We start from the raw sequence: 26181 nt of genomic DNA, 5'->3' as shown, positions 1-26181 counted from the left end.
GATGGGGCTTCACCTATCGGTCCCGGGCGGAACGCCGACCGGCAGAAAATCTTCCGCGAGACCCTGGCGGAGGGAAGCCCTTCACGCATGGAGCTCCGACCGCTTCGCCGCGCGGTCTTCCGTTTTGTGAGAACCATCCAAGGGCGGTCGTGAGGCTTCGGCTTCGGTAGAGCGCAAGAACGCCCCATCAGCCGTTTTCCCGCCACCCACCGACGCCCATCCCTCGTCCACCGCTTTGCACGCGCCCTGCGCAGCTGTCCACCGGTTGACACGGTCGACGTCCTGAAGCACCACCGCGAACGGCAGGAAACGGCTCGCGAAGAATGGGGCACAGCCTGGGTCGAGACCGGCCACGTCTTCACGCAGGAAGACGGCTCCTGGCTCCACCCCGGCACGGTGACACCCTCGGGCACAGCGACACCCGGATCACGCGCGACATCTACCAGAGCGTCCTCCCCCACGTGGGGAAGAGCGCCGCCGAGGCGACCGCGAAGCTCGTCCCCCTCCAGCGCCAGGCCGAGGCCGCGAAGGCCGCGCGCAAGGCCGCGAAGAAGGAGAAGGCCAGGAACGCTGCGGCCAAGGAGGCCACGCCGACAAGGGCGGCAAGCCGAAGGAAGACCAGGCGAAAGCCCAGGCCCCCCCTCATGTCAGCGTTGGAGCTCAGTCGGAGGTCTCGGGCCGACGTCCGCCCCGGTCTTGCCCAACCGTGGCACTGCCGTCACTACAGCGCGCACACTGACTCTCGCCTTCGGCGTTCCCACAGACAGCGCACCGTGGGCATATGAAGACCCGGGCTCGTACCCAGCACGGTGCCGCCAGAAGGTCTGTCGCAAAGTGTCGATCGAGGTAGTCACCGTCTGTGTTCCCGGCATCAACCAGAGCCGAGGATTCAAGGATGGGATACAGCCGACGGCACGCCCGACACCGCCGCCCCTCCCAGGTTCCGCCACACTGACCACACGAGCATCGAAAGTGCCCGTCGCCCCGAATCTGCAGAGCTCGATCCGGGGTTGCGGACTCGGCGCCGCATCGAGGACATCGCGTGAGCGCGACCGTCTGCTTGACAGCGCGTCCGACCTCCTCCCACAGCGCTTCCACCGCCGTGGAATTCGTGCCTCGCTGCTGAAAACGAGAGGTGTCCCGGCGCTGTGCCAGGATCAGCGCTCGTGCGGCGGTCATCTCGTGATCAGCCGGTACGCGTGTGACGATGAGCCCGTTCGTCCCCATCGACAGCCAAGGGATCCTGGACACGAAGTCGGTGTCCACACCGGCGCCGACCGACACTTGGTACGGATATCCGGACAGGCGGGGCTGTTCAAGAACGAAGCGCAGCCCTCGGCCCAGCCTGGTCACGCTGTCGATCTCCAGAGGTGATACGGGGATCTTCCACAGCGGAGTGCCGTCCTTGCCGGGCGCCGGTGCACCGGGCGCTTCGAACGCTTGCAGCCGCACGGACTGCGGCAACTCTTGCCGTTCCTCCCTGCCTCCCGGATAGAGCACGAGCGTGGGCTCGATCGGCGACTGAACGTTGAGCAGGGCAAGCTCGTCCAGTACCGGCACCCTCAGCCGAGACTCCGTCAAGGGGTGTGGGAGCGGAACCACTCGCAGTATGACGGTCTCGTCGCGCTCAATGACCAGCACGCCATCCTCACCCCAGCGTAGCGTCACGTCAGACCCTCTGTACCGGTACTTCACCGGCACCGCGCCCCGGGCGAGTACTGACTGATCCGCTGGCTGTCCGCCGACCTCATCGAATGCTCGGAGGAGCAGAACGGCGACGTAGCATTCGTACCCTCGGCACCAGTCCTGACCACGATTGAATTCGTCATCGCCTGAAATCAATCGCGTTCGGGTAGCCGTCCACTGCTGCCAGAGTTCGGTGACGTGGCGGAATCGGTCTTCGCCGATGAACAGGTTGGTGGCGCGCAACGAGGTCCCCAGCGCCGCGCGCCGGTTCACGCCGTTCCACAGCGGTGACCTGCGAAGTGCGGACACGGCACTTCGCAGGTTCTCCAGCTCCTGCAAACGTAGGCTGGCCCGAGCCTCCCATTCCTCCTGCTCAACAAACTGAGCAAGCAGGTGCCAAAGCCGCAGGCTGCTCTGCTGCCACGGTCGGCTGCTCACGTCTTCGATGTATCGCTCGACATCACTGAACATGCCCTTGATATCGCGAATCTGGGCCATGCGCGTGGTGAGATAGCGCCAGAGCTGGTCCACAAGGTGAACGGCGACCCGGTTCTCGTACAGGTCCAGGTTCACTTCGCGCTCAGGGCTGAGCACCCGATCCGGACGCACCCCGTCCGGGCGCAACGAGGCCCAGTCCTCACTGTGCGCGGCCAAGCGCATCACGGTCTGCGGCGTGATACGCCGCGCCCTGGGAACCGGTACCAGATGATTGATGGGACGCAGCCGGCTCACAGGACGGAAACACACCGAGCGTAGAAAAGGAAGATGCTCCTCGATCGCCTCTTCCAGAGGCTGGCGGCTGAGGGTCTTCATCGCGGCCGCACCATCCACCAGCGGGTGGACATCTGCCAGTTCGGCGAGAGAGGCCTGCCGTGCGGTCAGCGTTGCGACGATCCGGCCAATTGCCAGAACGGCTTCCATCGTCACCTGATCGGATTCCGCCTTGTCCGACCGCCCCCGCTTGTCGACGTAATACTCGACAGTACCCAACGGTCGGCGCCCTGCGTCCGCAGAACCGTACTCCGGCAAGAAGATGTACTGCCCCATCAGCGCGCGCCCGACGATCCCCGGTACCGGTCGACCTGAGACTCGGTCCAGCAGGTCGTTGCCGTCCATCACTCGTGGCCCAGCTTGCGGATGATGCTGTCGAGTGCGGCTACCGATCGATCAGGGGTCCCGTCGGCCGACAACTTCTGCCATTTGACACCCAGATCCTCTCGCAGCTGCTTCAGGTGGTCCACCCGGACTTCGTAGCGCCCCTGCAGCTTGCGTAGAATCTTTCGCGCGACCAGTTGGTCGGTGGCCTCGCTCAGAGATCCTCCAGAAGCCATGACCACGGGTACATATCGGGAGAGCTGCGCGGAGAGGCGACCGCCCCAAGAGATCTGGAAGTCGGTGGCCATCCGGTCAGCCAGTGTGCTGGCAAGAAATTCCGCAGCCTTGTGGGCATCACGCTCGTGCGCCACCTCGGCGGCGTCGAAGGCAGTTTCGAGGGCCTTCCAGCTCAGCGGCTCGATGGAACCCTGTGGCGGGACAGTGAATCGCTCGTAGGTGGCGGGGAGTTCGACCAGGTTGGCCCTGTCGTACGTCTTGTCCGCGAACAACAATGTCGTCTCGTCCTGGTTGGCAGTCCCCACAAAGAAGACCGTCTTTGGTACGGGTAACAGCCGCCCTTCACGCAACAGCCGGGGAGACGGTTCCACAGCGGAACTCATCAGGACGAGATCGGGCCTGCTCTCACGGGAAACTTCGCGTGAGAGCGCGGACAGCACGTCGTTGAAGTACTGCTCCGGATGGGAAAGGTTCATCTCGTCCAGAACGATGAAGAACGGCTGCGCTGAGAACCTTGGGCACTGCGCCTGGTAGAGGGCCTTGGTGAACTCTGACTCGTAAAAGCGGCGCTCGAAGGCGTTGTAGTAACCCATGAGATCCTGCGGTGTGCGCCAGTCCGCGCCGACGGACACGACCTTCGTGGTCGCGCCGATCGCTTCGGCGAACCGCTGCGGCAACTGTGTCTTGCCGATACCGCTGATGCCCTCGAGCAAGTGCAGTTGCGTCGCGGCGAGACCGCCGAGGAAAGAACGCAGATCGGCCATCTCGTAGAACAGCCCGTGCTGCTGCCTGATGAACGCCCTGATGTGCGCGACCAGTTCATTCAGCGGAGGGGCCATTTCGGCGAGGTCACCCGGGGCGGTGTCGTATTTCTCGTCCATCGCGCTACAAGCGGCGAAGGCGGTTTCGCCCTCTCTCCGTTCGACCAAACCCTGCCAGTCGCGTTTCTGCTCTTCGACCTGCTCCCGATAGGCGCGTACCTCCGCCTCAAGCGCCTCCTTGCTCACCGACAGGCGCTCAACCTCCACGGCCGTGATCTCGTGCGCCGAAAGTTGACGCTGCAACCGTTCATTGTGTGCGGCATAGGTGATGCACCGGTCGCGAAGCTGGCGGGTCTCTTCTTCCAGAGCAGCGAGCCGCAGGGTCTGCTCACCGGGCGCCGAAAGCCGGAGCCGTCGCAGCTCCGCGCTCTCCTCACGCAGCCGTTCCAACTCGGCGAGAGCGTCGACAGGGCTCTGGCTCCCGAACGCCCGATCGAGCCGCTCGTACTCGGCGATCCGCCTACTGTGCATGTCGGCATCGTCCCGTGCCGCCTCGTAGAGCCGTCGCCGGTGTTCGGCTTCGGCACGGATCTGCTCGGTGGCGGACGACACAGCGAGAGTGGTGCGCTCCGCGTACAGTTCCTTGGTGTCCTGGAGATCTTCCTCGCGAGCCTGCATCTCCACTTTCTGGTGACGTATTCGCCGCCACTCCTCGGCCAGCTCCGCACGCTGCGAGACCAGCCGTTCCCTCTCGGCTGAGAGTTCCTCGCGCAGACGGGACTGCTGGCGCGCGATCTCCTCATCGAAATCGTGACGGGCGGTGTCGAACCGCTTCCGGGCTGCGGCTAATTCCGTGCGAGCCTCAGCGATGATCAGCTCCTTCTCCCGCTCTTCCCGTACGGCAAGCGCCGATTCGCGGTCCAGCAGGGTGCGGTCGCGGCCGTCCAGTGCGGCGGCACGCTCCGACAGCGACTCTCGTTCCTGCTCCAGGGCCGACTCGGCTTCGGCTAGCTCATGACGCCGCATGTCGAACGCCAGCGCTTCCGCATCGAGCTGCTCCCGACGTCGTACGATCTCCTCCTCCCTCGCGGTAACAGCTCCCTCACGCCGCCCCAGCCCCTTCACCGCGTCCTGGTAGGCCCGCGTCACCTGAGTGGCCTGCTGCCACAGGTCGGCCAAATCCTTTTCGCTGTGCGGGGGGTCGGCCGGCTGCGCCGAAGGAATGGCTTCACTGCCCAGCTCGACCGTAGCGGATGTCATGCCCTGCGAGACCATCTCAGCAAGGGAGGAATTCTTGGTCGTCTTCGGCGCATCGGGACGCTTCGGCGGTGTCCGTCGGGCCCTGCGGTTCCTGGCCATCAGAGCGAAGTCCTCTCGGTTCGAGGGTGGGGCAGTCGCAGGAGAGCCCGCACGGCACAGGCCGCGGCGTCTCGGCACCACTGGGCGTCATGCGGGTTGGTGGCATCACGTCCCGCGTGTGCGCCCCGGTTGCGGAGGGGGTTGAGAACGGTGAGTGTGAGCGGAAGATCGGGCTGCTCGACCGCCATGGGGCGCAGCGGATGGTCGGCATGCTCCTTGGCCGCGAGCAGCGACAACGGAAACATGGCTTTGAGGAAGCCCTCCTCCGGCTTGCGGTAGCTGCCGTCCAGCTCTCCATCCCGTACACCGGAGTAGAGCCGAGTGACCCCGTGGAAGCCGACGCTCTGAGCCGCGTCCTCCAGCATCGCCCGGCGCAGCGTCGGTGAGTTCCTGAACGTGCGGAAGGTGCCGTCGTTCACCGGGTACGCCACCATCATCCGGCGGAAGAGCACCTCGTACAGACGCAGCGCCGTGTGCACGATCCGCTCCATCGATTCGTCCCGGTTCGTGGACTCGACAGCTATGTCGAGCTCCAACATGAGATCGAAGGCGTCACGGTCGGCGCGGATCTCGGGGCCGAAGTCATGTGCCAAGCGCTCTTCCAATAGATCGCGCAGGCCCTGATCCGCTTGGATGTACCGGGCGCTGGCGGCGGCCAGTTCCGCGGCTGCCCGGACCTGTATCTCCTCGTCGAGCGTGCCGTCGTCACGGCCGAAGCGGTAGACCAATGACTGGAAGAAGTCGCTGGGACCCAGCCCGAACGGGTCGTACGCGGTCCATGCCTCGGCCGTCTCGGTGTCGGCGTCGCCGGACACCTCCAAGAACCCCACCAGGTACACCGGCTCCGGATCGTTGAGGAACGCGACCCGGTTGAGTTCCGGCAGGTTCTCGGGAATCCCGCCGGGCCCACGAGAACCCACCAGACCCTCGGGTGTGGCGACCGGATCGAGTCCGGATCGGCGTTCGTACTGGCGCACCTTGAAGACGCGACGGGCGTCCCGGTCCTCGCTCGCCGCGGCCACCACACGCGCGGCGTTGGGGTGCTGCGGAGGCCGGTCCGGCGGCCGGACCCGCCGCGCCGACGCACGGTCCGACTTGCCGGCTGTGCCCAGTTGCAGCTCCACGCCTTCACCGTGGGGGCGGAGCACATGCGCCTCGCGAAGCAAGTCGGTCGTCCGAGGCCACAGTTCTCCCGAGAACGGGTCCTCGAAGACGTGGCAAACCTGCCACTCCGGGGATTCGGCCGTCGAACCGGTGCGCAGTGCCTGGCGCCCTTGATCCGTCAACTCGTGGCGCGCGTTCAGGTGTCCCGCGTCGACCGCCCTGTCAAGAATGTGCGCACACAGTCGGGCATCGAGTTCGATCAAGGCCCCCATGCGGTCAGGCCGGCGCACACCCGCCTGACAGAGCCCGAGTACGACTCGCTCGAAGAGATCCAGACCACGGTGCTTGAGGACGGGCGCGGTGACTCGGTATGCCCAGGCAGGCCACAGTAGACAGAGTCGGCCGTCGCCGGGTTCCCGCCGGTCGTAGCTGAGCACCCTGGCCCGGGACCAGTCAGCGGCCGAGGTGACCATACGGCGCTCCCTTTCCGCACATGTCCAGGAAGTCGGTGAGCGGAGCCAGTGCTGGTGGAGCGAAACCGGCGTCGAACATCGACGCAGCGCCTACGGATATGAGGAGCCGCTTCTGGCGGCTCATCGCGACACAGAGCCGGTTCTGGAGTGTCAGATGTCCGTACCGCTTCGCGACCCACCTGGGATACGTGCGGTCAGTGGCCGCGGGCGGTACTTCCTGCCGTGGACCACAGCGAGTCGTCGACAGCAGCACGACGTCGAACTCCTTGCCCTGGAAGGCATCCACGGTACCGACCAGCAACCTGTCCAGCCGGTGGCCGCCGCTGTCGTACCGCAGTCGCTCCGCCACCTCGTAGTCCCTGCCCACGCGGGCAAGCAGGCCCTTCTCCGCCAACTTGCGACAAATCTCTTCGACTTGGGCGGAGTAGAACGCGATCACCCCGATGGTGAGGTCCGGTGTCTCGTCGACGAGACGGGCGACCTCCTCGGCGACGGCCACGGCCTCCGCCGGCCGGCACTTGCTGCGCTCACCGTATTCGGGACCGACGCCTGGCGGGACGTCCAGCCAGGCCGCGACCGCCGTGCCGTAACGGGACAGACCGTGCGCGAACTCGTCGTCGGGGCGGGGGGATTTGAGATCCCCGTAGAAGTTGCGGTTGACGAAATCGCCGAGCACCCTGTGCATGCGGAACTGGCTGTCGAGGGTCACCACACGCTGCACGGGGACACCAGGCTTCGCCAGGCCCTCAAACAGTCGCTGGAACAGACTCTCCGACAGCAGTTCCCGAGTGACCGGCTCGAATGCGCGCTCCACGTCCGGCTCCAGCATCTGCGGCAGCTGATTGTGGTCTCCGACCAGCACGATTCTCCGGCCCGCGTGAATGAGCGGGATCATCAGATCGAGCGGATTGGCTCGGGCCGCTTCGTCCACGATCACCGTGTCGAAGACAAGATCGTCGACATATGACTCACCTTTCGCCTCGGCCATCGCCGGCGACGAGACCTGCTGACACGTAGCGGCGTACGAGGCGGTGTACTCACGCAGCGTCCAGTGCACCGCGTCGGGGTCACCGTCGAGCGCCTCCCGGTAATCCAGCAGCGCCAGCGTGACACCGTCCTCCGCTGACTCCGCCGTTCGGTCCGCCAGAGCGTCCACGGTGTCCTCGATCAGGCGGCGTAGCTCCGGGTCGACGACCGGGTCCGGTGCGGGACCGGCCGGCGTGGCCAGCAGTTCCAAGAGGGTGATCCGAAGAGCGGCCAACTCGGCCAGGAAAACCGGCGGGCCTGGCTCGATCCAAGCAGCCGCCCGCTCCAGGAGTTCGAGCCCGTTGTCCGGGAGGTCTACGTCCGTGAGCGCACGCAGCCGCCTCAAGGCTTTCGCCGCTCCGGCCGGACCGTCGTCGCCGAACGACTCGGCTGACACACGGATGCCCCGCACCGCCCGTACCGCCAACTCCTCCGCGTCCGATCCGATGAGGACTGGACGCGGCATGCTGAGTGCCGCCAGGCGGTTCCTGAGCCGATCGGTAATTCGCCCGGGCACCAGCCCCTCGGTGAGGTCCATCAATTCACGGAACATCGCGGCGGTGCCCAAGGCGTCTGTCGGCGCGAGAAGATACCCGGCGGCGAGTGCTGCCGCCCGTCGAAGCGCGACCATACCGGGACCCTGGTCGGTGTTGGCGATCCGCTCGGTCAGCCGGGTCGTCGTCTCCGTCTGCCAACGGTCTATCTGCACCGTGGTCCCGCGACCAGCCCGGTCGATTTTGTTGGCGGGCAGACCGAAGACCACCGACCGCTCCACCAGCTCATCGACAGCGGCATGTTGATAGCTGGTCAGCAACATACTTCCGCGAAGCCGGGCATAGCCCCTTCCGGCCTCGGCGAGCCTGGTCTGCAAAGCAGCGATCACCTGGGTCTTACCGGTACCCGGAGGGCCCTGAATGATCGCGATGTCAGGAGTGTTGAGTGCGACGCGCAGGGCGCTCTCCTGGGCCTCCGTCGGCCGTCCCTTCTTGAAGCAGGCCCAGGTAGCCTCTGACTTCGGGTCGATGGGGCGCTCCAGCACCGGCGCCGGCGTCGGATCGCCCTCAAGCAGGGCGAGGAGATTGGGAATCGTGGTGCGGCCCTTTCGTACAAGGTCAAAGGCCTTCCGCCGCCGCATCAGTCGTCGGCGGTCACCACGGAAGGACCGGTAGAGGAAGCCTTGCGGCGCGGGGTCTCGCCGCTGGGCGGGCATCCCGGCCCGCGCTTCGACGGTCCGCGGCCGAACGTCGACCGTGCCCGCGACGGGGTCGGCGTTGAGCACCTCACCGCTGACCGACTCCTGGGGAAGCTCGTCGTCGAGCAGGCCCCACTCCTCTCCGTCAGCGGCGGGCTCGCGCAGCAGGACGGACGGCAGGGTCATGGATGCCTCTAGTTCCAGGGCCTTGTCTTCGTTCCTGCGGTATGCCTGGTCCAACAGGGACAGCCTGCCCTCATCGGACCCGGTCGGCACGGCTACGTGGAAGCGAAGGGTACCGTCGTGCCGACGCACCACCCGGTCGTACTTGAGGTACCTGTCATCGTGAATCCTTCGCTGGATCCACCAGCTTTCCTTGCGGTTGTAGGTGTTCCACATCGCCAGAAAGCCCTCGCCCGACGCGAGTTTGGCGAGCTGGCGCTTCATCTCGGCACGCAGACGCGTGGCTTGGGACTCGTCGGTGAAGGCGACTGAGCGGTTGATCAGCCTCAGTGGTCCCTGTTGTGCGTCGTGGCCGCGCAGCACCACTCGGCTCAGCATCACCCGGTCGCCCACGGTCTTCACATCGACCGCCACACCTCGACCGTGGATACGGAAAGCGACCGGCTCCTCGGCGCTCTCCCTGGGACCTGCCGAGATCACCATACGACCTGGGGTGCTGGCCGCGGAGCCGGGAAGGGGAGGCAGAACGAGTCGCTCGTTCAGCCACCGCAGCGCCCACTCGGGCTTGTCGTATCGGGGCCTGCCAGCGGCTCGGAAGATGCTCTGAAACTCCTTGTCGGTCACTCCGATCGCCAGCGGCGTGCCGGTCGGCCCCTTGTCGTACGTGTACACGTTGAGGTCCAGACGTGGCCATGCCGCCGGGTCCAGGGCAGGAGAGAGGCACAGCGCGATGACCACCCTCGCCTGTCCTGACCCAAGGAGTCGTTGAAGCTTGCGGCTGTCCTCGTCCGTCAACCCGACCGCAGGTGCTCGTACCCCATCGATCTCCACGACGACTCCGCCGGCAGGGGTGCGTCCCAGGACCGCCTCTGTCTCGTCGGCCGCTATCTGCGGTGGGGCCGCTCGTAGCTGCCACGTCAGGGAGATCAACGTGGCGGCGCCTGAAAGCGGGGACAATTTACTCGTCTTCGCCTGATATTGAGGACGGTTCCGGCTTCCCCCGCGTGATGAACCGGAGGAGTCGTTGCCACTCGGTGGCATCGACCGGGGCCGGCTGGGGTGCCCGCTGTCGGGCGCGCCCGGGCTCACCTACCGCCCCCCTGGGTGAGGCGACTGAAGCGCAGGAGCCTGTGCGGTGTGTGCTGAGCGTCGAAGTGCAATTCCCATATGGCGCCTTTGGCCAGTCCGGGAATGGCGGATTCTTGCCCGGGCTCGACCGGAAGCCACGGTCCCCCACCCGGGCCAACCACCCACGTCGGCCGGTCCCAACGATTACGCACGGTCAGCTGCCCGGTGCGATCGAACAGGAGGGTAACGACGGGCAACTCACCGCAGACTACCGACCCCGTGACGGTGCGCTTCGATATCGAGGCGGCCATCTCTCGCTGTAACAGGACCGCCTGCTTGGTCCGTGCGATCAGTTGTTCCCCCGATTTGTTGGGTGGTACCTGAGTGAGGACTCGGGCTACCAGAGCTGGTGGTGGCGAGTTCCGGCACCACGGACACGCGGGCTCACTGCCGTAGAAGGAACCCCGACACCCCTCGCAGGTCAGAGTCAGGTCGGCGGCCTCGAACAGCTTGGTACGCCACTCGCCCACCGTGGGCCGCCCGATGGGGTCAGCAAGCCCGCCCTCGAACGTCCGTGCCGCCAGGACGCGCAATCCCGGTGTCAGGGTGTGGCGACGGGGCAGCCCGTAGCTCGACCTGTTGGCTTGGTCGCTGCCGTGGTCCACCCAGGGAATCCCGCCGACGAAGGCTCTTTCCTCCAACTCCGGTTCACCGTCGTGAACGAGATCTCCGATGAACGGGTGCTGGATGGAAAGCGTCTCAAAGGCCATCACCGCGAAGGCGAAGGCGTCGCTGAGGCTGGACACACCACGTCGCCCAGTGACGACTTCGGGTGCCGCGTACCCCGGAGTGACGTACGCGCCGTCCCGGACCTCCGAGGCCACGGCGATGTTGTCGACGTCGATAAGGAACACCTGCTCGTGCTCCAGTGAATCGGAGACCATCACGTTGACCAGCGACGGATCCCCGTAGCAGAAGCCCCTGGCGTGCAACTCGGCCAGCGCGCCGGCCAATCGGCCGAGCAGCCGCAGTCTCCGCCGCAGACCGCCGGTCGTCGCGTACCACTCCGCGAGATCGCCGGTGTCCGAAGGTTGCTTGACCAGATGCTGCAACGCGGCCATGTCGGCCAGCATCAACATCGTGTAACCCAGATAGGGCGGTGCCAGCAGGGAGAGCGGGCGTGCCAGCGGCATCTCGTCCAGGTCGAGCAGGCGGACAGTACGCAGCCGTTCGGCGAGCCGCTGCGCGGCGACCGCGTCACGGCTGCGCAGAATCTTGACGGCTACGCGACCGCCGCTCGCCTCCCAGACCTCTCCCTGGCCCCCCGCGCCGAGCCTGCGCGTCAGTTCGATGGACTGGCTGTTCTCGGTGCTCACCACGACCTGCAATCCGGTCGTGCTCCAGGTCGGGCCGGTGCCCAGCACTCCGTGTACTCCCAGGTGTCTTGGCCGGTCAGTTCATAAAGTCGGACAGGTCGTCGATGCTGATCCGACCGCTGCGCACTTGTGTGGTCACGGTGGCGGTGATCCAGTCGAAGAATCGCGGCAGCTCATGCACTTCATCGGCACGCTTCACCGCGATGGCGGGGTTGCCGATGAAGGCGTTGAGCACAGCGAACGCCTCCTCGTCCATGTCCTGCCCCACTCCCACGGCAAGCCGGAGCGCCTTCGTACCCCTCTCAGAGGCCAGCAACCGCTGCAACGGTCCGTGCCACTCGTCGGTCGGGATCCCGTCGGAAACCAGCACAACCGTTGGGCGGAAGGCCCGGCGCGGTATGACGCCATCGTCTGCCAGCAAATCGGTCGCGAGATCGAGTGCTGCCCCGAGCGGGGTGCGTCCCGCGGGCTCCATGTCGGTCCACTGCACCTGGTCTGCCGGCTGCAGCGGATGATGGAGCGCGGCGCGGCGGCCTCCAAAGGTCACTACGCCGGTCCAGATCTCGCCGCGTAGCGAATCTTCGGCGGCGAACGACTGGATCATCGTGGCCATGCTCTGGTTCAACACGTCGATCTTGCCGTCATCGGCCATGCTGCCGCTGACGTCCGCCAGCACGAGCACGGGCAGTGGGCGAGGCCGCTGTGCCCTAGGGCGACCGGAAATGGGCTCTTCCAAGATTCCTCCGCTGTCCGAGACGGGACCTCTACGAGCAGAACATGACAGGATGACCAACACTTGCCGGTACGTCAACTCCCCTAGCAGCAAAGGCTGCACGCCCGATGGGGCAACGCAGCACGCAGAGGCTGGTCGCGCCCAGCCTTACAGACCTACTCGCCTCTGTAGGTCTTTTTTCGACATCGGAAGAAACATTCGAAAAGGCCGAGAAGACGCCAGAAGCAGATCACCTCTCGGCAACGGGTGAAACGAGGTTCTGGATCACTTTTGGCGCTGGCGCGGCCGAAGGTCACCGTCCGCGCCAGCACCAAAAGTGACCTAGAACCCACATTCAGTTGTTGCCGACATCACCCGCCGCTCGCTCACGCAAGCCCCTCCGCGGCGTCCCGACCGTGCGCTCCGACGCGCCCCAATCCGCCCCGAGAAAAGCAAAAACCCCAGGTCACAGACTATGTGACCTGGGGTTTGACTGAGCCGCCTTCGGGATTCGAACCCGAGACCTACGCATTACGAGTGCGTTGCTCTGGCCAACTGAGCTAAGGCGGCGCGCCCTGTCGCACTATGGTGCGATCAGCAGCGGGGCCAAGTCTACACAGTTTCCGGGTGTGCTCCGCACACGGCATCCCCCGGGGTGTTTGCGCTGGTCAGGGCAGGTCGGAGGGGCAGGGGGTCAGGTGCACTTCTTGCCGTCGGTGGGCGGGGTGGCCTCCAGGAGGTACGTGTTGATCGCCGTGTCGATGCAGTCGCTGCCCCGGCCGTAAGCAGTGTGGCCGTCGCCCTCATAGGTGAGCAGGGTGCCGGAGGAGAGCTGCTCGGCGAGGGCCTCGGACCACTTGTACGGGGTGGCCGGGTCGCGAGTGGTGCCGACGACCACGATCGGGTCGGCGCCCTTCGCCTCGGTGCGGTGCGGGGTGCCCGTGGCATCGGTGGGCCAGTAGGCGCAGTTCAGGGAGGCCCAGGCGAAGCCGCGCCCGAAGACCGGGGAGGCCTCCTCGAAGCCCGGGACCGCCTTCTCGACCGCGTCGGGGCCGTCGAAGGCGGGCGGCAGGTCGAGGCAGTTCACAGCGGCGTTGGCGAACATCAGGTTGGCGTACTTCCCGTTCGGCCCGCGCTCGTAGTAGCCGTCGGCCAGGGACAGGAGACCGGAGCCGTCGCTGTGCTGCGCGCCCGCCAGCGCCTCGCGGAGCTGCGGCCAGGCGGCCTCGTCGTACATGGCGGCGATCACGCCGGTGGTGGCCAGGGACTCGCCCAGCTCGCGGTCGTCGCCGGTCGGGATCGGCTTGGCGTCCAGGTCCTTGAAGAGCTGCTTCAGCGCGGTCGCCGCGTCGGCGGTGGACGTGGTGCCGAGCGGACAGTCCGGCTGCTCGACGCAGTCGGCGGCGAAGGCCTGAAAGGCCCCCTCGAAGCCCGCCGTCTGGTCGCGGTTCATGTCGATGGCCTTCAGGGAGGGGTCCATCGCCCCGTCCAGGACGAGGCGGCCGGCCCGCTCCGGGAAGAGGTCCGCGTAGGTGGCGCCCAGGAAGGTCCCGTACGACGCTCCGACGTAGCTCAGCTTCTCGTCGCCGAGCAGGGCCCGCAGGACGTCCATGTCGCGGGCCGTGTCGACGGTGGAGACGTACGGGAGGATCTCGCCGCTCCGCTTCTCGCAGCCCGCCGCGAACTTCTCGAACGACGCGCTCAGCTTCTTGACCTCCGCCGCGTCGTCGGGCGTCTGGTCGACCTGCGTGTAGGCGTCCATCTCCGGGCCCGTGAGGCAGTCGACGGGTTCGCTGCGGGCCACGCCGCGCGGGTCGATCGCGACCATGTCGTAGCGGGCCCTCACCTGGGCCGGATAGCCGAGGGCCGCGTACCCCTGGAGATAGCCGATCGCGGAGCCACCGGGGCCACCCGGATTCACCAGGAGGGAGCCGATCCGTCTGCCCGGTCCTGTGGCCTTCTTGCGGGAGACTGCGAGGTCGATGTCGCCGTCATCCGGCTTGTCGTAGTTCTTCGGCGCCTTCATCGTCGCGCACTCGAACCCCTCCACCCCGCAGTCACGCCAGCTCAGCTTCTGCGCGTAGTACGACGACAGCCCCTCGGGAGCCGCCGAGCCGGTGGCCGAAGCGCTCGGCGACGAGCCGCTGCCACTGCAGCCGGAGATGAGCAGGCCGGCAGTGCCGATCCCGATGGCGAAGGTGCGGAGCAGCCGCCTGGTATCCATTCAGGGAGCGTATCCGCCGGGTGACGAGTCGTCCGATTCCCTGCTCATTCGGGTGAACAGGGACCCGGCGTGGAAGGCTTCAGCCCGCCCGCAGCGCCATCGTCATCGCCTCCACCGCGAGCAGCGGCGCCACGTTGCGGTCCATCGCCTCGCGGCAGGCGATGACCGACTCGATCCTGCGCAGGGTCTGCGCGGGCGTCGAGGACTCCGCGATCCGGTCGAGGGAGTCCTGCACATCGACGTTGGCGATCGCCAGCTTCGAACCGAGCTGGAGCGCCAGCACATCGCGGTAGAACCCGGTGAGCTCGGTCAGCGCCAGATCGAGGCTGTCCCGCTGCGTACGCGTCTTGCGGCGCTTCTGCTTGTCCTCCAGCTCCTTCATCGCCCCCGCCGTACCGCGCGGCATCCTGCCCCCGGCCACCCCGCCGAGCGCCGCCTTGAGGTCCTCGGTCTCCTTCACGTCGACCTCCTCCGCCATCTGCTTGGCGTCGTCGGTGGCCGTGTCGATCAGCTCCTGGGCCGCCTTGAGGCAGCCGCCCACATCGGCGACCCGCAGCGGCACCTTCAGCACTGCCGCCCGCCGCGCCCGCGCCCGCTCATCCGTCGCGAGTCGGCGGGCCCGGCCGATGTGCCCCTGGGTGGCGCGCGCCGCGGAGTGGGCCCGCTCGGGGTCGACGCCGTCGCGGCGGATCAGCACGTCGGCCACCGCCTCCACCGGCGGGGTGCTCAGGGTGAGGTGCCGGCAACGGGAACGGATCGTGGGCAGGACGTCTTCGAGCGAGGGGGCGCAGAGCATCCAGACCGTGCGCGGCGCGGGCTCCTCGACGGCCTTCAGCAGGACGTTGCCCGCGCCCTCGGTGAGGCGGTCGGCGTCCTCCATCACGATGACCTGCCACCGGCCGACCGCCGGGGAGAGCTGGGCGCGCCGGACCAGGTCGCGGGTCTCCTTCACGCCGATGGAGAGGAGGTCCGTACGGATGACCTGGACGTCGGCGTGCGTGCCGATCAGGCTGGTGTGGCAGCCGTCGCAGAAACCGCAGCCGGGAGCGCCGCCCAGCGCCCGGTCCGGGCTCGTGCACTGGAGCGCGGCGGCGAAGGCCCGGGCCGCCGTGGACCGGCCGGAGCCGGGCGGTCCGGTGAACAGCCAGGCGTGCGTCATCTTCGAGCCCTGGTCCAGCGGCTTGCCGTCGGACACGGCGGTGACCAGGGCGTCGGCGTCCTTGGCGGCGGCGGCGAGCTGTTCCTGCACGCGGGTCTGTCCGACCAGGTCGTCCCATACGGTCATGGGTCACCGCCCTTCCGGTGGTGTCGTGCCGTGCCGTGCAGTGCAGTGCAGTGCAGTGCTGGGATGCGGCGGTGGCGTCGAGCGTTCGGCGTCGTTCTGCGGGAGGTCCGTGGGAGGTCTGCGGGACGGGGCAAGGTGCGCTGTCCGTCTCGCCGCTCTCCATTGTGGGGGACGCCACTGACAGTCCCGGCCCGCCCGCCCCCGGTGGGACGGACGGGCCGGGACTTCACCGTCGGCGCTGGGGGGCGTCAGCCGCGCGGGCGACGTCCCCGGCCCGCGGGACCGTCGTCCTCCTGGCCCCCGAGCAGCTCGTCCGCCAGGGTCGGCAGATCGTCCAGCGGAGTCTCCTCCGCCCAGTCCGGGCGGGGGCGCTTGCGGCGGCCCTGCTGCCGGTCGTTCGTCTCTCCGGCGTTCGGATCCGCGACCTGCGGCAGTTCCCGCGTGCGCTCGTTCTCGCTCTCCGCGGGCGAGGTCCCCTGGCTCTCGTCCCGGAAGAAACCCTGAGGCACCCGGTCGGAGGGCCGATCGGCGGAGACCGGCGGCAGCACGGCCGTCTCGTCCGCGTCCCGGGCCTGCCACCGGTCCGTCGACCGCTGGTCCGTGACGCGCGGCAGCATCGCCGTCTCGTCCTCCCCGGGGGCGGAGCCCGAACGTGCACCCGTACCCGTACCCGTACCGGATCCGGACGGACGGTCGTCCTCCGGCCGGACCGCCGGGACCGGCTGCGTGATCTCGTTCGGGTTCACGATCGGTGTGGGCACCGTGAGCTCGTTCTCCGGAACGGACGGGCCTTCCGACCACGAGGCCGACGACGACCGCGAGGAGGTTTCCGTACGGGAGTCACGGGAGTCACGGGACGCCCGCGCCTCCTCCTCCCGCCGGGCCTCCGCCCGCTCGGCCTCCGCCCGCTCGGCCTCGGCGCGCGCCGCCTCCGTACGGGCTGCGGCTTCGGCCTCCGCCCGGCGGCGGGCCTCCTCGGCGCGCATCAGGGCCTCCTCGGCCTTGCGCTGCTTCTCCAGGCGCTGTGCCTCGGCCTCCTTGCGGAGCCGGGCCTCCTCCTCGGCCTGCTTGCGCAGGCGTTCCTGCTCGGCCTCGCGGACCCGCTCCTCGGCCTCCAGCCGGAGCCGGTCCTCCTCGGCCCGGCGGCGGGCCTCCTCGGCGCGCTGCCGGGCCTCCTCCGCCTGGCGCTCGGCCTCGCGGCGGCGGGCCTCCTCCAGCTCGCGCTGCTTGCGCTCCTCCTCCTCGGCGCGCAGCCGGGCGAGCTGCTCCTGGCGCTCCTTCTCCAGACGCTCCTCCTCGGCCTTGCGGGCGGCCTCTTCCTCCGCCTTGCGCCGGGCCTCCTCGATGGCCTGGCGGCGTGCCTCCTCGATGGCCTCGATCTCGGCCTCGGAGAGCGGAAGGAGCTGGTCGAGCCGGTGACGTACGACCGTGGTGATCGACTCCGGCTCCTGGCCGGCGTCCACCACCAGATAGCGCGTCGGGTCGGCGGCGGCCAGGGTCAGGAACCCGGACCGTACCCGCTCGTGGAATTCGGCCGGCTCCGACTCCAGCCGGTCCGGCGCCTCGGTGAACCGCTCCCGCGCGGTCGCCGGGTCGACGTCCAGCAGCACCGTCAGATGCGGTACGAGGCCGCTCGTCGCCCACCGCGAGATCCGGGCGATCTCGGTCGGGGCCAGGTCCCGTCCCGCGCCCTGATAGGCGACGGAGGAGTCGATGTAGCGGTCGGAGATGACGATCGCGCCGCGCTCCAGCGCCGGGCGGACCACGGAGTCGACGTGCTCGGCGCGGTCGGCGGCGTACAGCAGGGCCTCGGCCCGGTTGGACAGGCCGGCGGAGGACACGTCGAGCAGGATCGACCGCAGCCGCTTGCCGACCGGGGTCGCCCCGGGCTCGCGGGTCACGACGACCTGGTGGCCCTTGGACCGGATCCAGTCGGCGAGCGCCTCGACCTGAGTGGACTTGCCCGCTCCGTCGCCGCCCTCCAGGACGAGGAAGAAGCCGGTGGCCGCGGGCGCGACCGCCGGGTCGCCGCCGCGCAGCGCCTCACGCAGGTCCCGACTCAGCGGCACGCCCGCCCGGTCGTCCGTCTTGGCGAGGACGAGGGCGGCGACGGGCAGCAGCAGCGCGCCGAGCAGCATCAGGGTGAACGCGGCCCCACCGTGGGCGAAGACGAAGTCGCCGGCGACCAGGCGGTGCCGCCCGATCGCGGCGGCCAGCAGGGGGCCCGCGACCGCGCCGAGCGCGACGAGCACCCGGACGACCGCCTGGAGGTGCTCGGTGGTCCGGGCCTGCCGGAACGCCTCGGTCTCCTGGTCGATCAGGGTGTGCCCGGTGTTCGCGGCGACCCCGGCGGCGTAACCGGCGAGCAGGGCGATGGCGATCCCGGTCGCGGTGTCCGGCACCAGGCCGAGCGCGAGAAGCGCGAGGCCGGTGACCATGATGGCCAGCGCCAGCAGACGGCGGCGCGACAGGGTGGGCAGCACATGGCGCGCGGTACGGATACCGAGGGCGGTGCCACCGGTCAGTCCGAGGACCAGCAGCGCGAACGTCGCCGGCCCGCCCCCGAGGTCGTACGCGTGCAGTACGGAGACGGCGGCGGCCGCGGCGACGGCTCCGGCGAGGGCCGCGCAGACCGCGACCAGCAGGGGGACCGCACCGGTGCGGCCCTTGTCGGGGCCGTTGCCGGTGGCGGGGCGGCGCAGGCCCTCCAGCGGGGAGCGCGGCCGGGGCGTCTGCGTGGCCGGGAACTGAAGGAAGTACAGGATGGAGATGGAGGCGGAGAAGAGCCCGGCCGCGACGTAGGACCCCAGGGCCGCCTGGTGGAAGGAGAACCACTCCAGGCCCGAGCCGAGGAGGTTGCCGACCAGTGTGGCGGCCAGCAGGACCAGCGCGGCGGCGGGCACGGCGAGGAAGTTCGTGCGCAGCGAGAGGCGGCGCAGGGCGTCGAGGTGGTCGGGCAGGGGGCGTACGGCCGCGCCTTCGAGAGGCGGGGCGGGCAGCAGCGCCGGGGCGGCGCTGTCCTTGGCCACGGCCCACAGGCGCTCACCGGCGCCGGTCACGAAGACGGTGATGAGGATCATCATGAGCGCCTTGTCGGGCGTCCAGTCGATCCACAGCGGGGCGACGACCAGGAGCGCCAGGCGCACCCCGTCCACCCCGATCATCAGCCATCGCCGGTCCAGCTTTCCGCCGGGCCCCGTGAGGGACGTCAGGGGCCCCAGGAGTACGGCTCCGAAGAACAGGGTGGAAAGGATCCGGGCACCGAAGACGGCGGCGACGGCGAAGGCCGCCCCGCGGTATCCGGTGCCGAATGAGCCCTCAAGGACCGCCGCTTGCAGCGACAGCAGCACCAGCACGAGAAGGGCGAGTGCATCGCCGATACCGCCGACGAGCTGGGCGCTCCACAACCGCTTCAGCGGGGGAATACGCAACAGGGCCCGTACGGCGCGCTCGCGTGAGTCTGCGGCAAGTGTGTCGGAGGTGGGGCTCACGACCGTTGGCTGCTCGGCTCGCGTCATCCGCCCAGCCTATCGGCAGCGGTGCGGTGAACGTCGGCCCGTCCGAACATATGGACGTAAACAACTTCCGGCCATGGTGCGCGAGACCCTCTTGCGGACTACCGCGAGCCCCCTCGCGCACCACCGCCATGCACCGCCATGCACCGCCAGCCGGCCTTGCGCACCACCGCCACGCACCGCCAGCCCGCCTGGCGCACCACCCCCGCACGCGCACTCGCGCACCACCGCCCAGCCCGCGCCTTGCGCACCACCACCCCGCACGCCGACGCACCGCCGCCCGGCACCTGGATCGCGGGGATCGAGGTACCGGGCGGCTGGGTGCGATCCGCGCGCGGGCGGGGTCAGTCGTCAGACGGGGCGGCGGCGGAGGCCGAAGCCGTCTTCTTCGCTGTCGACGTCGTCTTCTTGGCAGCCGTCTTGGCGGTCGTCGCCTTCTTGGCCGTCGTCGTCTTCTTCGCCGCGGTCTTCTTGGCGGCCGTGGTCTTGGTGGCCGTCGTCTTCTTCGCGGCCGTCTTCTTGGCCGTCGCCTTCTTCGCCGGGGCCTTCTTGGCCGTCTTCTTCTTCGCGGGCCCCTTGGCGCGCTTCTCGGCGAGCAGCTCGTAGCCGCGCTCCGGCGTGATGTCCTCGACGCTGTCGTCGGTGCGCAGCGTCGCGTTGGTCTCGCCGTCGGTGACGTACGCGCCGAAGCGGCCGTCCTTCACCACGACCGGCGCACCGCTGACCGGGTCGGTGCCCAGCTCCTTGAGCGGCGGCTTGGCCGCCGCCCGGCCGCGCTGCTTCGGCTGGGCGTAGATCGCGAGGGCCTCTTCGAGGGTGATGTCGAAGAGCTGGTCCTCGGAGGTCAACGACCGGGAGTCGGTGCCCTTCTTCAGATACGGGCCGTAGCGGCCGTTCTGCGCGGTGATCTCGACGCCCTCGGCGTCCTCGCCGACGACGCGCGGCAGCGACATCAGCTTGAGGGCGTCGGCGAGGGTCACCGTGTCCAGGGACATGGACTTGAAGAGGGAGGCGGTCCGCGGCTTCACCGCGTTCTTGCCGGTCTTCGGCGTCCCCTCCGGCAGCACCTCGGTGACGTACGGGCCGTAGCGGCCGTCCTTGGCGATGATCTGGTTGCCGCTGACCGGGTCGGCGCCCAGCTCGAAGTCGCCGCTGGGCTTCGCCAGCAGCTCCTCGGCGAGCTCGACGGTCAGCTCGTCGGGCGCCAGGTCCTCGGGGACGTCGGCCCGCTGATGGCCCTCGGCGTCCTTCTCGCCCCGTTCGATGTACGGGCCGTAGCGGCCCACGCGGAGCTTGATGTCGTTGCCGACCGGGAAGGAGGAGATCTCCCGGGCGTCGATCGCACCGAGGTCGGTGACCAGAGCCTTCAGGCCGCCGAGGTGGTCGCCGTCGCCGTTGCCCGCGTCGGAGGCCGCGCCGACTCCCGCGGTGTCGTCACCGGGCTGGGCGCCGAAGTAGAAGCGCTTGAGCCACGGCACGGACTGGGCCTCGCCCCGCGAGATGCGGTCGAGGTCGTCCTCCATGCGGGCGGTGAAGTCGTAGTCGACGAGCCGGCCGAAATGCTTCTCCAGCAGGTTGACCACGGCGAAGGACAGGAAGGACGGGACGAGTGCCGTGCCCTTCTTGAAGACGTAGCCGCGGTCGAGAATGGTCCCGATGATCGAGGCGTACGTCGACGGGCGGCCGATCTCGCGCTCTTCGAGCTCCTTGACCAGCGAGGCCTCGGTGTAACGGGCCGGGGGCTTGGTGGCGTGCCCGTCGACCGTGACCTCCTCGGCGGACAGCGCGTCGCCCTCGGCCACCTGCGGCAGCCGGCGCTCACGGTCGTCCAGCTCGGCGTTCGGGTCGTCCGCGCCCTCGACGTAGGCCTTCATGAAGCCGTGGAAGGTGATGGTCTTGCCGGAGGCGGAGAACTCGGCGTCCCGGCCGTCGCTCGCCCGGCCACCGATCTTGACGGTGACGGAGTTGCCGACGGCGTCCTTCATCTGCGAGGCGACGGTCCGCTTCCAGATCAGCTCGTAGAGCCGGAACTGGTCGCCGGTGAGGCCGGTCTCGGCGGGGGTACGGAAGCGGTCGCCGGAGGGGCGGATCGCCTCGTGCGCCTCCTGCGCGTTCTTGACCTTCCCGGCGTACGTACGCGGTTTCTCGGGGAGGTAGTTCGCCCCGTACAACTGCGTGACCTGGGCCCGGGCCGCGGAGACCGCGGTGTCCGAGAGGGTCGTGGAGTCCGTACGCATATAGGTGATGAAGCCGTTCTCGTACAGCTTCTGCGCCACCTGCATGGTCGCCTTCGCCCCGAAGCCCAGCTTGCGGCTCGCCTCCTGCTGGAGGGTCGTGGTCCGGAAGGGGGCGTACGGGGAGCGGCGGTACGGCTTCGACTCGACGGACCGGACCGCGAAGGAGGAGTCGGCGAGCGCGGCGGCCAGGGCGCGGGCGTTCGTCTCGTCCAGGTGCAGGGTCTGGGCGGAGCCGGCCTTCAGCTGCCCGTCGGGGCCGAAGTCGCGGCCCTGGGCGATCCGGCGGCCGTCGACCGCGCTGAGGCGGGCGGTGAGGGTCGAGGGGTCGGAGGCGTCACCGGTGCGGCCGGTGGCGAACCTTCCGGTCAGGTCCCAGTACTCGGCGGAGCGGAAGGCGATGCGCTCGCGCTCCCGCTCGACGACGAGCCGGGTGGCGACCGACTGGACGCGGCCCGCCGAGAGCTTCGGCATGACCTTCTTCCACAGGACCGGCGAGACCTCGTAGCCGTAGAGGCGGTCGAGGATGCGGCGGGTCTCCTGGGCGTCGACCATGCGCTGGTTGAGCTCGCGCGGGTTGGCGACGGCGGCCCGGATCGCGTCCTTGGTGATCTCGTGGAAGACCATCCGGTGGACCGGGACCTTGGGCTTGAGCACTTCCTGGAGGTGCCACGCGATGGCTTCGCCCTCGCGGTCCTCATCGGTGGCGAGGAAGAGTTCGTCGGACTCGGCCAGCAGCTGCTTGAGCTTCCTGACCTGGGCCTTCTTGTCGGCGTTGACGACATAGATGGGCTGGAAGTCGTGTTCGACGTCCACCCCGAGGCGGCGTACCTCGCCGGTGTACTCGTCCGGGACCTCGGCCGCGCCGTTCGGGAGGTCGCGGATGTGCCCGACGCTCGCCTCGACGACGTATCCGGGGCCGAGATAGCCCTTGATCGTCTTCGCCTTGGCAGGCGACTCGACGATGACGAGTCGGCGGCCGCCCTGTGCGGTCTCGCTGGTCGGGGACAACTTCGCTCTTCTCTCCGGTCGACACTCGATGGGCATCCGGGCAGCGTCATGACGCTGCCCGCGGTGCTGTCGCTGCGGAGTGTGACGGTACAACCCGCCCCCGTGTCAAACGGCAAAAGCCCGCAACGGCCACTCGAACGGTAACCCGACTTCCGCCATTCCTGCCGCCCGGACCGCCGGGTCCGCGCCACGCGGAGGCTTGGCCGGTGTCTTTTCGGAGGTGGTCGCGGTGTCCGCCGGGCAACCTGTCGGCCCGGGCGCCGCCCCGCCGGGGGCGGGGATCAGACGAGCGTGAAGCACCACACGCCGAGGCCGACGAAGACCACGCCGAAGGACGTCGTGAGTGCGGTGGAGGCGACGGGGCTCACACCGTGCGCCACCGGCGCGCGGTGCAGGGCTCGCGCCCCTGTCCAGACCAGGAGGGCGGTGCCGAACAGCGCCAGGGCCGTACCGGCGAAGACTGCTGAGACGCTCTCCATGTCGTACTCCTGGACCGTCGTGGTGAACCGCCCGGGGCGGGCCGGCCGGTCCCGGAGCCGGACCTCGGCGGCCCGGCACGGGGAGGTTGTCACCCCGGGGCATCGCCCACACGAACCCCGGGTGAACAGCACTCCCCCGCCGACCAGCGGACCCCCATCGGCCGCATACGAACCGCATACGGACCGGACCGGAGGGTGGATTCGGTCCGGATTCGGCCGTCCTCGGGCCGTCCTCGGGCCGTCCTCGGACCGTCCCGCGAACACCATGACCGGAATGCACGGCCCGGTCGCGCCGGAGAGCGCGCGGAGCGGGAACGCACCGGTGACAAGGACGGCACCGCCCGACCGGGGAGGTCTCCCACCCCGTACCGGAAGGCGGCCGCGGTCACTGTCCTACGGACAGGGCCTCCCCCCAGCGCACACCGCCGGACGGAACCGGCCTCCGGTTCGTCGGCCGTCGCACCTCCGCGGCCGTCGCACATCCCCGGCCGTCGCACCTCCGCGGCCTCGACGCACTCCGCGCTCGCCGCGCCCTCCAGGCACTCCGCTCTCTCGGAGTGCCTCACGCACTCCGCGCCCTACTGACTCCGCGGTACGGCACTGGTCGCCGGTTCCAGGAAGCCCTCCTCGACCAGCAGCCGGATCGCCTCCGGGGTGCGGTCGCGCAGGAGCACCGGGTCCTCCGCCATCAACTGCGCGATGGCGTCCAGGATCCGCCCGGCGGGCAGCGAGCCGTCGCACACGCCCGCGAACCCGGCGGCCACCGCGTCGACCTTGGTCGCCCGCATCATGCCGCGGTGCTGACGCAGCACCACATGCTCGGGATCCTCCGCCCCCGGCAGGCCGACCTGCTCCTGCACGACCTCGGCGGCGAGGACGAAGTGCCCCGCGAGCAGCGCCGCGTCGTCCTGGTCGCGGAGGTAGTCCTGGCGGGCGAAGTGCTCCTGGACGGCCTGCCCGAGCGGCTGCCGCACCGCGTGCGGCCACTCCTCGATCACGATCGAGGGGTTCCCGGCCTCCGCCGCGGCGGATCTGCGGAGGGTGATCCAGCCGAACCCGACGGCCGTGGCGCCCCGCGCCTCGAACTCGTCGAGCCACGCCTCGTACCGCTCGGTGTACTCGGCGGGGTCGCTGCGGTGGTCGCCGCTGTCCCGCAGCCACAGCTCGGCGTACTGCGTGACGTCCTGGACCTCGCGCTGGACGATCCAGGCGTCACAGCCGTGCGGCACCCAGGAGCGCAGTCGGTCCTGCCACTCCTCGCCCTCCACGTGCTGCCAGTTGGCGAGGAACTGGGCGTAGCCCCCCTCGTTCAGATGGGCGCCGGACTGCTGCACCAGCGCCCGGCACAGATCGTCGCCGCCCATGCCGCCGTCCCGGTAGGTGAGGCGGGCGCCCGGCGAGATGACGAAGGGCGGGTTGGAGACGATCAGGTCGAACGTGTCGGAGCCCACCGGCTCGAAGAGAGAGCCCTCGCGCAGGTCGGCGGGGGCGGCGCCGGACAGGGCGAGGGTGAGCCGGGTGAACTCCAGGGCACGGGGGTTGAGGTCGGTGGCGGTGACCCGGCTCGCGTGCTGGGCGGCGTGCAGCGCCTGGATGCCGGAGCCCGTACCGAGGTCGAGGGCCGAGGCGACCGGCGCCCGGACGGTGATCCCGGCGAGGGTGGTGGAGGCCCCACCGACCCCGAGGACGACGCCCTCCTCGCGCGAGCCGATCCCTCCCGCACCGCCGACCGCGCACCCGAGGTCGGACACGATGAACCAGTCCTCGCCGTCCGGCCCCCCGTACGGCCGTACGTCGACGCCCGCACGGACCGTCCCGTCGGCGTGGCGCACCCAGCCGTCCGCGACGCACTCGGCGAGCGGCAGGGCGGCACGTGCCTGCTCCTCGGCGACGGGACGCCGCAGCAGGAACAGCCGCACCAGCGTGTCGAGCGGGGTGTCCCCCCGGGTGGCCCGCAGGGCGGGGACCGTCTCGCTGCGGGCGAGGGCGGCATAGGCGGGCGCGCCGAGGCGGTCGAGGAGCCCGTCCGCGGTGAAGTCCGCGGCGAGCAGGGCCTCACGGAGGGCGGCGGCGTGGTCGGGTGTCGGAAGGCTGCTCTTACTCACCCACCCATTGTGTCCGCTCCCACCGACAACGGCAGCGGCCCGGACACCCACAGGGTGTCCGGGCCGGAAGAACGGCGCTCAGCCCTTCTTCTCCGCGGAGTCCTTCTCCGTCGAATCCTTCTCCGTCGAGTCCTTCTCCGTCGAGTCGTTCTTGTCGGCGTCCGTGCCCGCCGGGGACGCCTCGGAGCCGGCCGCCGCGGATCCGGAGGGGCCGGTCGAGGCAGTCGGCTTCTGGCAGCCCTTCTGCTTCGACATCGCGACGCCGACCTCACCGGACTGGAGCTTCTTCAGAGCCTGGTCACCGCTGGTGCTGATCTTGTTCAGCTCGTCGGCGATGCCCTTCAGCCCGTCGGCGAACTTCGCCTGGTCCTTGGTGTCGAGCGCGTCGACCTCGGTCTTGAGGTCGGCGTACGACTTGGAGGAGGCGTTGAGCTCCTTGACCGCTTCCTTCTGCGTGGTCTCGCCGTCGTCGACCGGCGGCGGACCGGCCGAGTCCACGGCGGTGCCCAGCGACTTGTACGCCTGGGAGATCTGCTGGAAGGCGGCCGAGTCCGTCTTCTGGACGTCGGCGGGCTTGCTGTTGTCCGCGGTCTGCTGCTGGATGGAGGCGTTGGCGTTGGCGATCTTCTGCAGTTGCGGCTGAACCTGGTCACAGACCTTCTTGGCCCAGTCGTTGACCTTGTTGTCGCTGTCGTCGCTGCAGCCCGACAGCGTCAGTACGAGTACCGCACCGCCGGACAGTGCGGCTGCAAGCTTTTTGTTCACCGGATTGGTCCCTTCCAAGGCTCTCGGCCCCGGAACTTACACGCCGAGGGGACGACAGCCGGGTGCCGGTCATCCGGTGTGCAGGCTTTTGAAGCCATTTGCACCAAGGGAAATGAGGGAGATGCCACTCACGCCGAGAATCGGACGCACGATCGGTCACCCATCCGAAAGGCTGCTTCCGATCGTCGTCCCCTTCGCCCCGTCACTCTCTACACAGACACAGACACAGACACAGACACAGGCGCAGGCGCAGACACAGGCGCAGACGCAGACGCAGCCGCAGGCGACATC

The 26181-nt window shown here is 68.9% G+C and carries 13 protein-coding genes and 1 tRNA gene; all 14 read right to left on the bottom strand.

Features of this window, described 5'->3' with window-relative positions; genetic code table 11:
- Positions 1–660 precede the first annotated feature (660 nt).
- A complete protein-coding gene (locus ACH4RG_RS03220) occupies positions 661–2802 on the bottom strand; it encodes a hypothetical protein (protein ID WP_398539041.1) in 2142 nt (713 codons plus the stop codon).
- Complete coding sequence (locus ACH4RG_RS03215) at positions 2802–5138, bottom strand: AAA family ATPase (RefSeq protein WP_398539040.1); 2337 nt, start codon at positions 5136–5138, stop codon at positions 2802–2804. Before ACH4RG_RS03215 ends, ACH4RG_RS03220 begins: the two co-directional genes overlap by 1 nt.
- Positions 5138–6715 carry a hypothetical protein gene (locus ACH4RG_RS03210; RefSeq protein WP_397927533.1) on the bottom strand — a complete coding sequence of 526 codons (1578 nt, stop codon included), beginning with the start codon at positions 6713–6715 and terminating at the stop codon, positions 5138–5140. The genes ACH4RG_RS03215 and ACH4RG_RS03210 overlap by 1 nt, the downstream gene beginning before the upstream one ends.
- Positions 6696–9854, bottom strand: coding sequence for a DEAD/DEAH box helicase (locus ACH4RG_RS03205; RefSeq protein ID WP_398539039.1), 3159 nt, complete (start codon positions 9852–9854; stop codon positions 6696–6698). The genes ACH4RG_RS03210 and ACH4RG_RS03205 overlap by 20 nt, the downstream gene beginning before the upstream one ends.
- Positions 9855–10201: 347 nt before the next feature.
- The gene (locus ACH4RG_RS03200; protein ID WP_397918234.1) at positions 10202–11608 is read right to left on the bottom strand and encodes a protein kinase; all 1407 of its coding nucleotides are present in this window, start codon (positions 11606–11608) and stop codon (positions 10202–10204) included.
- Between the two features lie 28 nt (positions 11609–11636).
- Positions 11637–12242, bottom strand: coding sequence for a VWA domain-containing protein (locus ACH4RG_RS03195; protein ID WP_361333268.1), 606 nt, complete (start codon positions 12240–12242; stop codon positions 11637–11639).
- A 526-nt stretch (positions 12243–12768) separates the two neighbouring features.
- Positions 12769–12842 (bottom strand) — tRNA-Thr (locus ACH4RG_RS03190).
- 124 nt (positions 12843–12966) lie between these two features.
- The gene (locus tag ACH4RG_RS03185; RefSeq protein ID WP_397918257.1) at positions 12967–14496 is read right to left on the bottom strand and encodes an alpha/beta hydrolase; all 1530 of its coding nucleotides are present in this window, start codon (positions 14494–14496) and stop codon (positions 12967–12969) included.
- A 79-nt stretch (positions 14497–14575) separates the two neighbouring features.
- Positions 14576–15781, bottom strand: a complete 1206-nt coding sequence (locus ACH4RG_RS03180) for a DNA polymerase III subunit delta' (RefSeq protein WP_397918258.1) — start codon at positions 15779–15781, stop codon at positions 14576–14578.
- A gap of 248 nt (positions 15782–16029) precedes the next feature.
- Complete coding sequence (gene tmk / locus ACH4RG_RS03175; RefSeq protein WP_398539038.1) at positions 16030–19299, bottom strand: dTMP kinase; 3270 nt, start codon at positions 19297–19299, stop codon at positions 16030–16032.
- Positions 19300–19640: 341 nt separating this feature from the next.
- Complete coding sequence (gene topA, locus ACH4RG_RS03170; RefSeq protein ID WP_397927519.1) at positions 19641–22541, bottom strand: type I DNA topoisomerase; 2901 nt, start codon at positions 22539–22541, stop codon at positions 19641–19643.
- A gap of 281 nt (positions 22542–22822) precedes the next feature.
- Positions 22823–23020, bottom strand: coding sequence for a hypothetical protein (locus ACH4RG_RS03165; RefSeq protein ID WP_398539387.1), 198 nt, complete (start codon positions 23018–23020; stop codon positions 22823–22825).
- Between the two features lie 578 nt (positions 23021–23598).
- A complete protein-coding gene (locus ACH4RG_RS03160; protein ID WP_397918261.1) occupies positions 23599–25125 on the bottom strand; it encodes a methyltransferase in 1527 nt (508 codons plus the stop codon).
- A 78-nt stretch (positions 25126–25203) separates the two neighbouring features.
- A complete protein-coding gene (locus ACH4RG_RS03155) occupies positions 25204–25890 on the bottom strand; it encodes a small secreted protein (protein ID WP_398161847.1) in 687 nt (228 codons plus the stop codon).
- Positions 25891–26181: the final 291 nt, after the last annotated feature.

Origin of the sequence: Streptomyces sp. NPDC021019, assembly GCF_044333295.1 — a bacterium.
In the GTDB taxonomy this organism is placed as follows: domain Bacteria; phylum Actinomycetota; class Actinomycetes; order Streptomycetales; family Streptomycetaceae; genus Streptomyces.
The sequence above is the reverse complement of the archived record's forward strand: the minus strand, read 5'-3'. Positions and strand labels throughout refer to the sequence as shown.

Excerpts from the sequence above, each read along its gene's own strand:
- ACH4RG_RS03220 (WP_398539041.1), bottom strand. The coding sequence starts at position 2,802 with ATGGACGGCAACGACCTGCTGGACCGAGTCTCAGGTCGACCGGTACCG.
- ACH4RG_RS03215 (WP_398539040.1), bottom strand. The coding sequence starts at position 5,138 with ATGGCCAGGAACCGCAGGGCCCGACGGACACCGCCGAAGCGTCCCGAT.
- ACH4RG_RS03210 (WP_397927533.1), bottom strand. The coding sequence starts at position 6,715 with ATGGTCACCTCGGCCGCTGACTGGTCCCGGGCCAGGGTGCTCAGCTAC.
- ACH4RG_RS03185 (WP_397918257.1), bottom strand. The coding sequence starts at position 14,496 with ATGGATACCAGGCGGCTGCTCCGCACCTTCGCCATCGGGATCGGCACT.
- ACH4RG_RS03180 (WP_397918258.1), bottom strand. The coding sequence starts at position 15,781 with ATGACCGTATGGGACGACCTGGTCGGACAGACCCGCGTGCAGGAACAG.
- tmk (WP_398539038.1), bottom strand. The coding sequence starts at position 19,299 with ATGACGCGAGCCGAGCAGCCAACGGTCGTGAGCCCCACCTCCGACACA.
- ACH4RG_RS03165 (WP_398539387.1), bottom strand. The coding sequence starts at position 23,020 with ATGGAGAGCGTCTCAGCAGTCTTCGCCGGTACGGCCCTGGCGCTGTTC.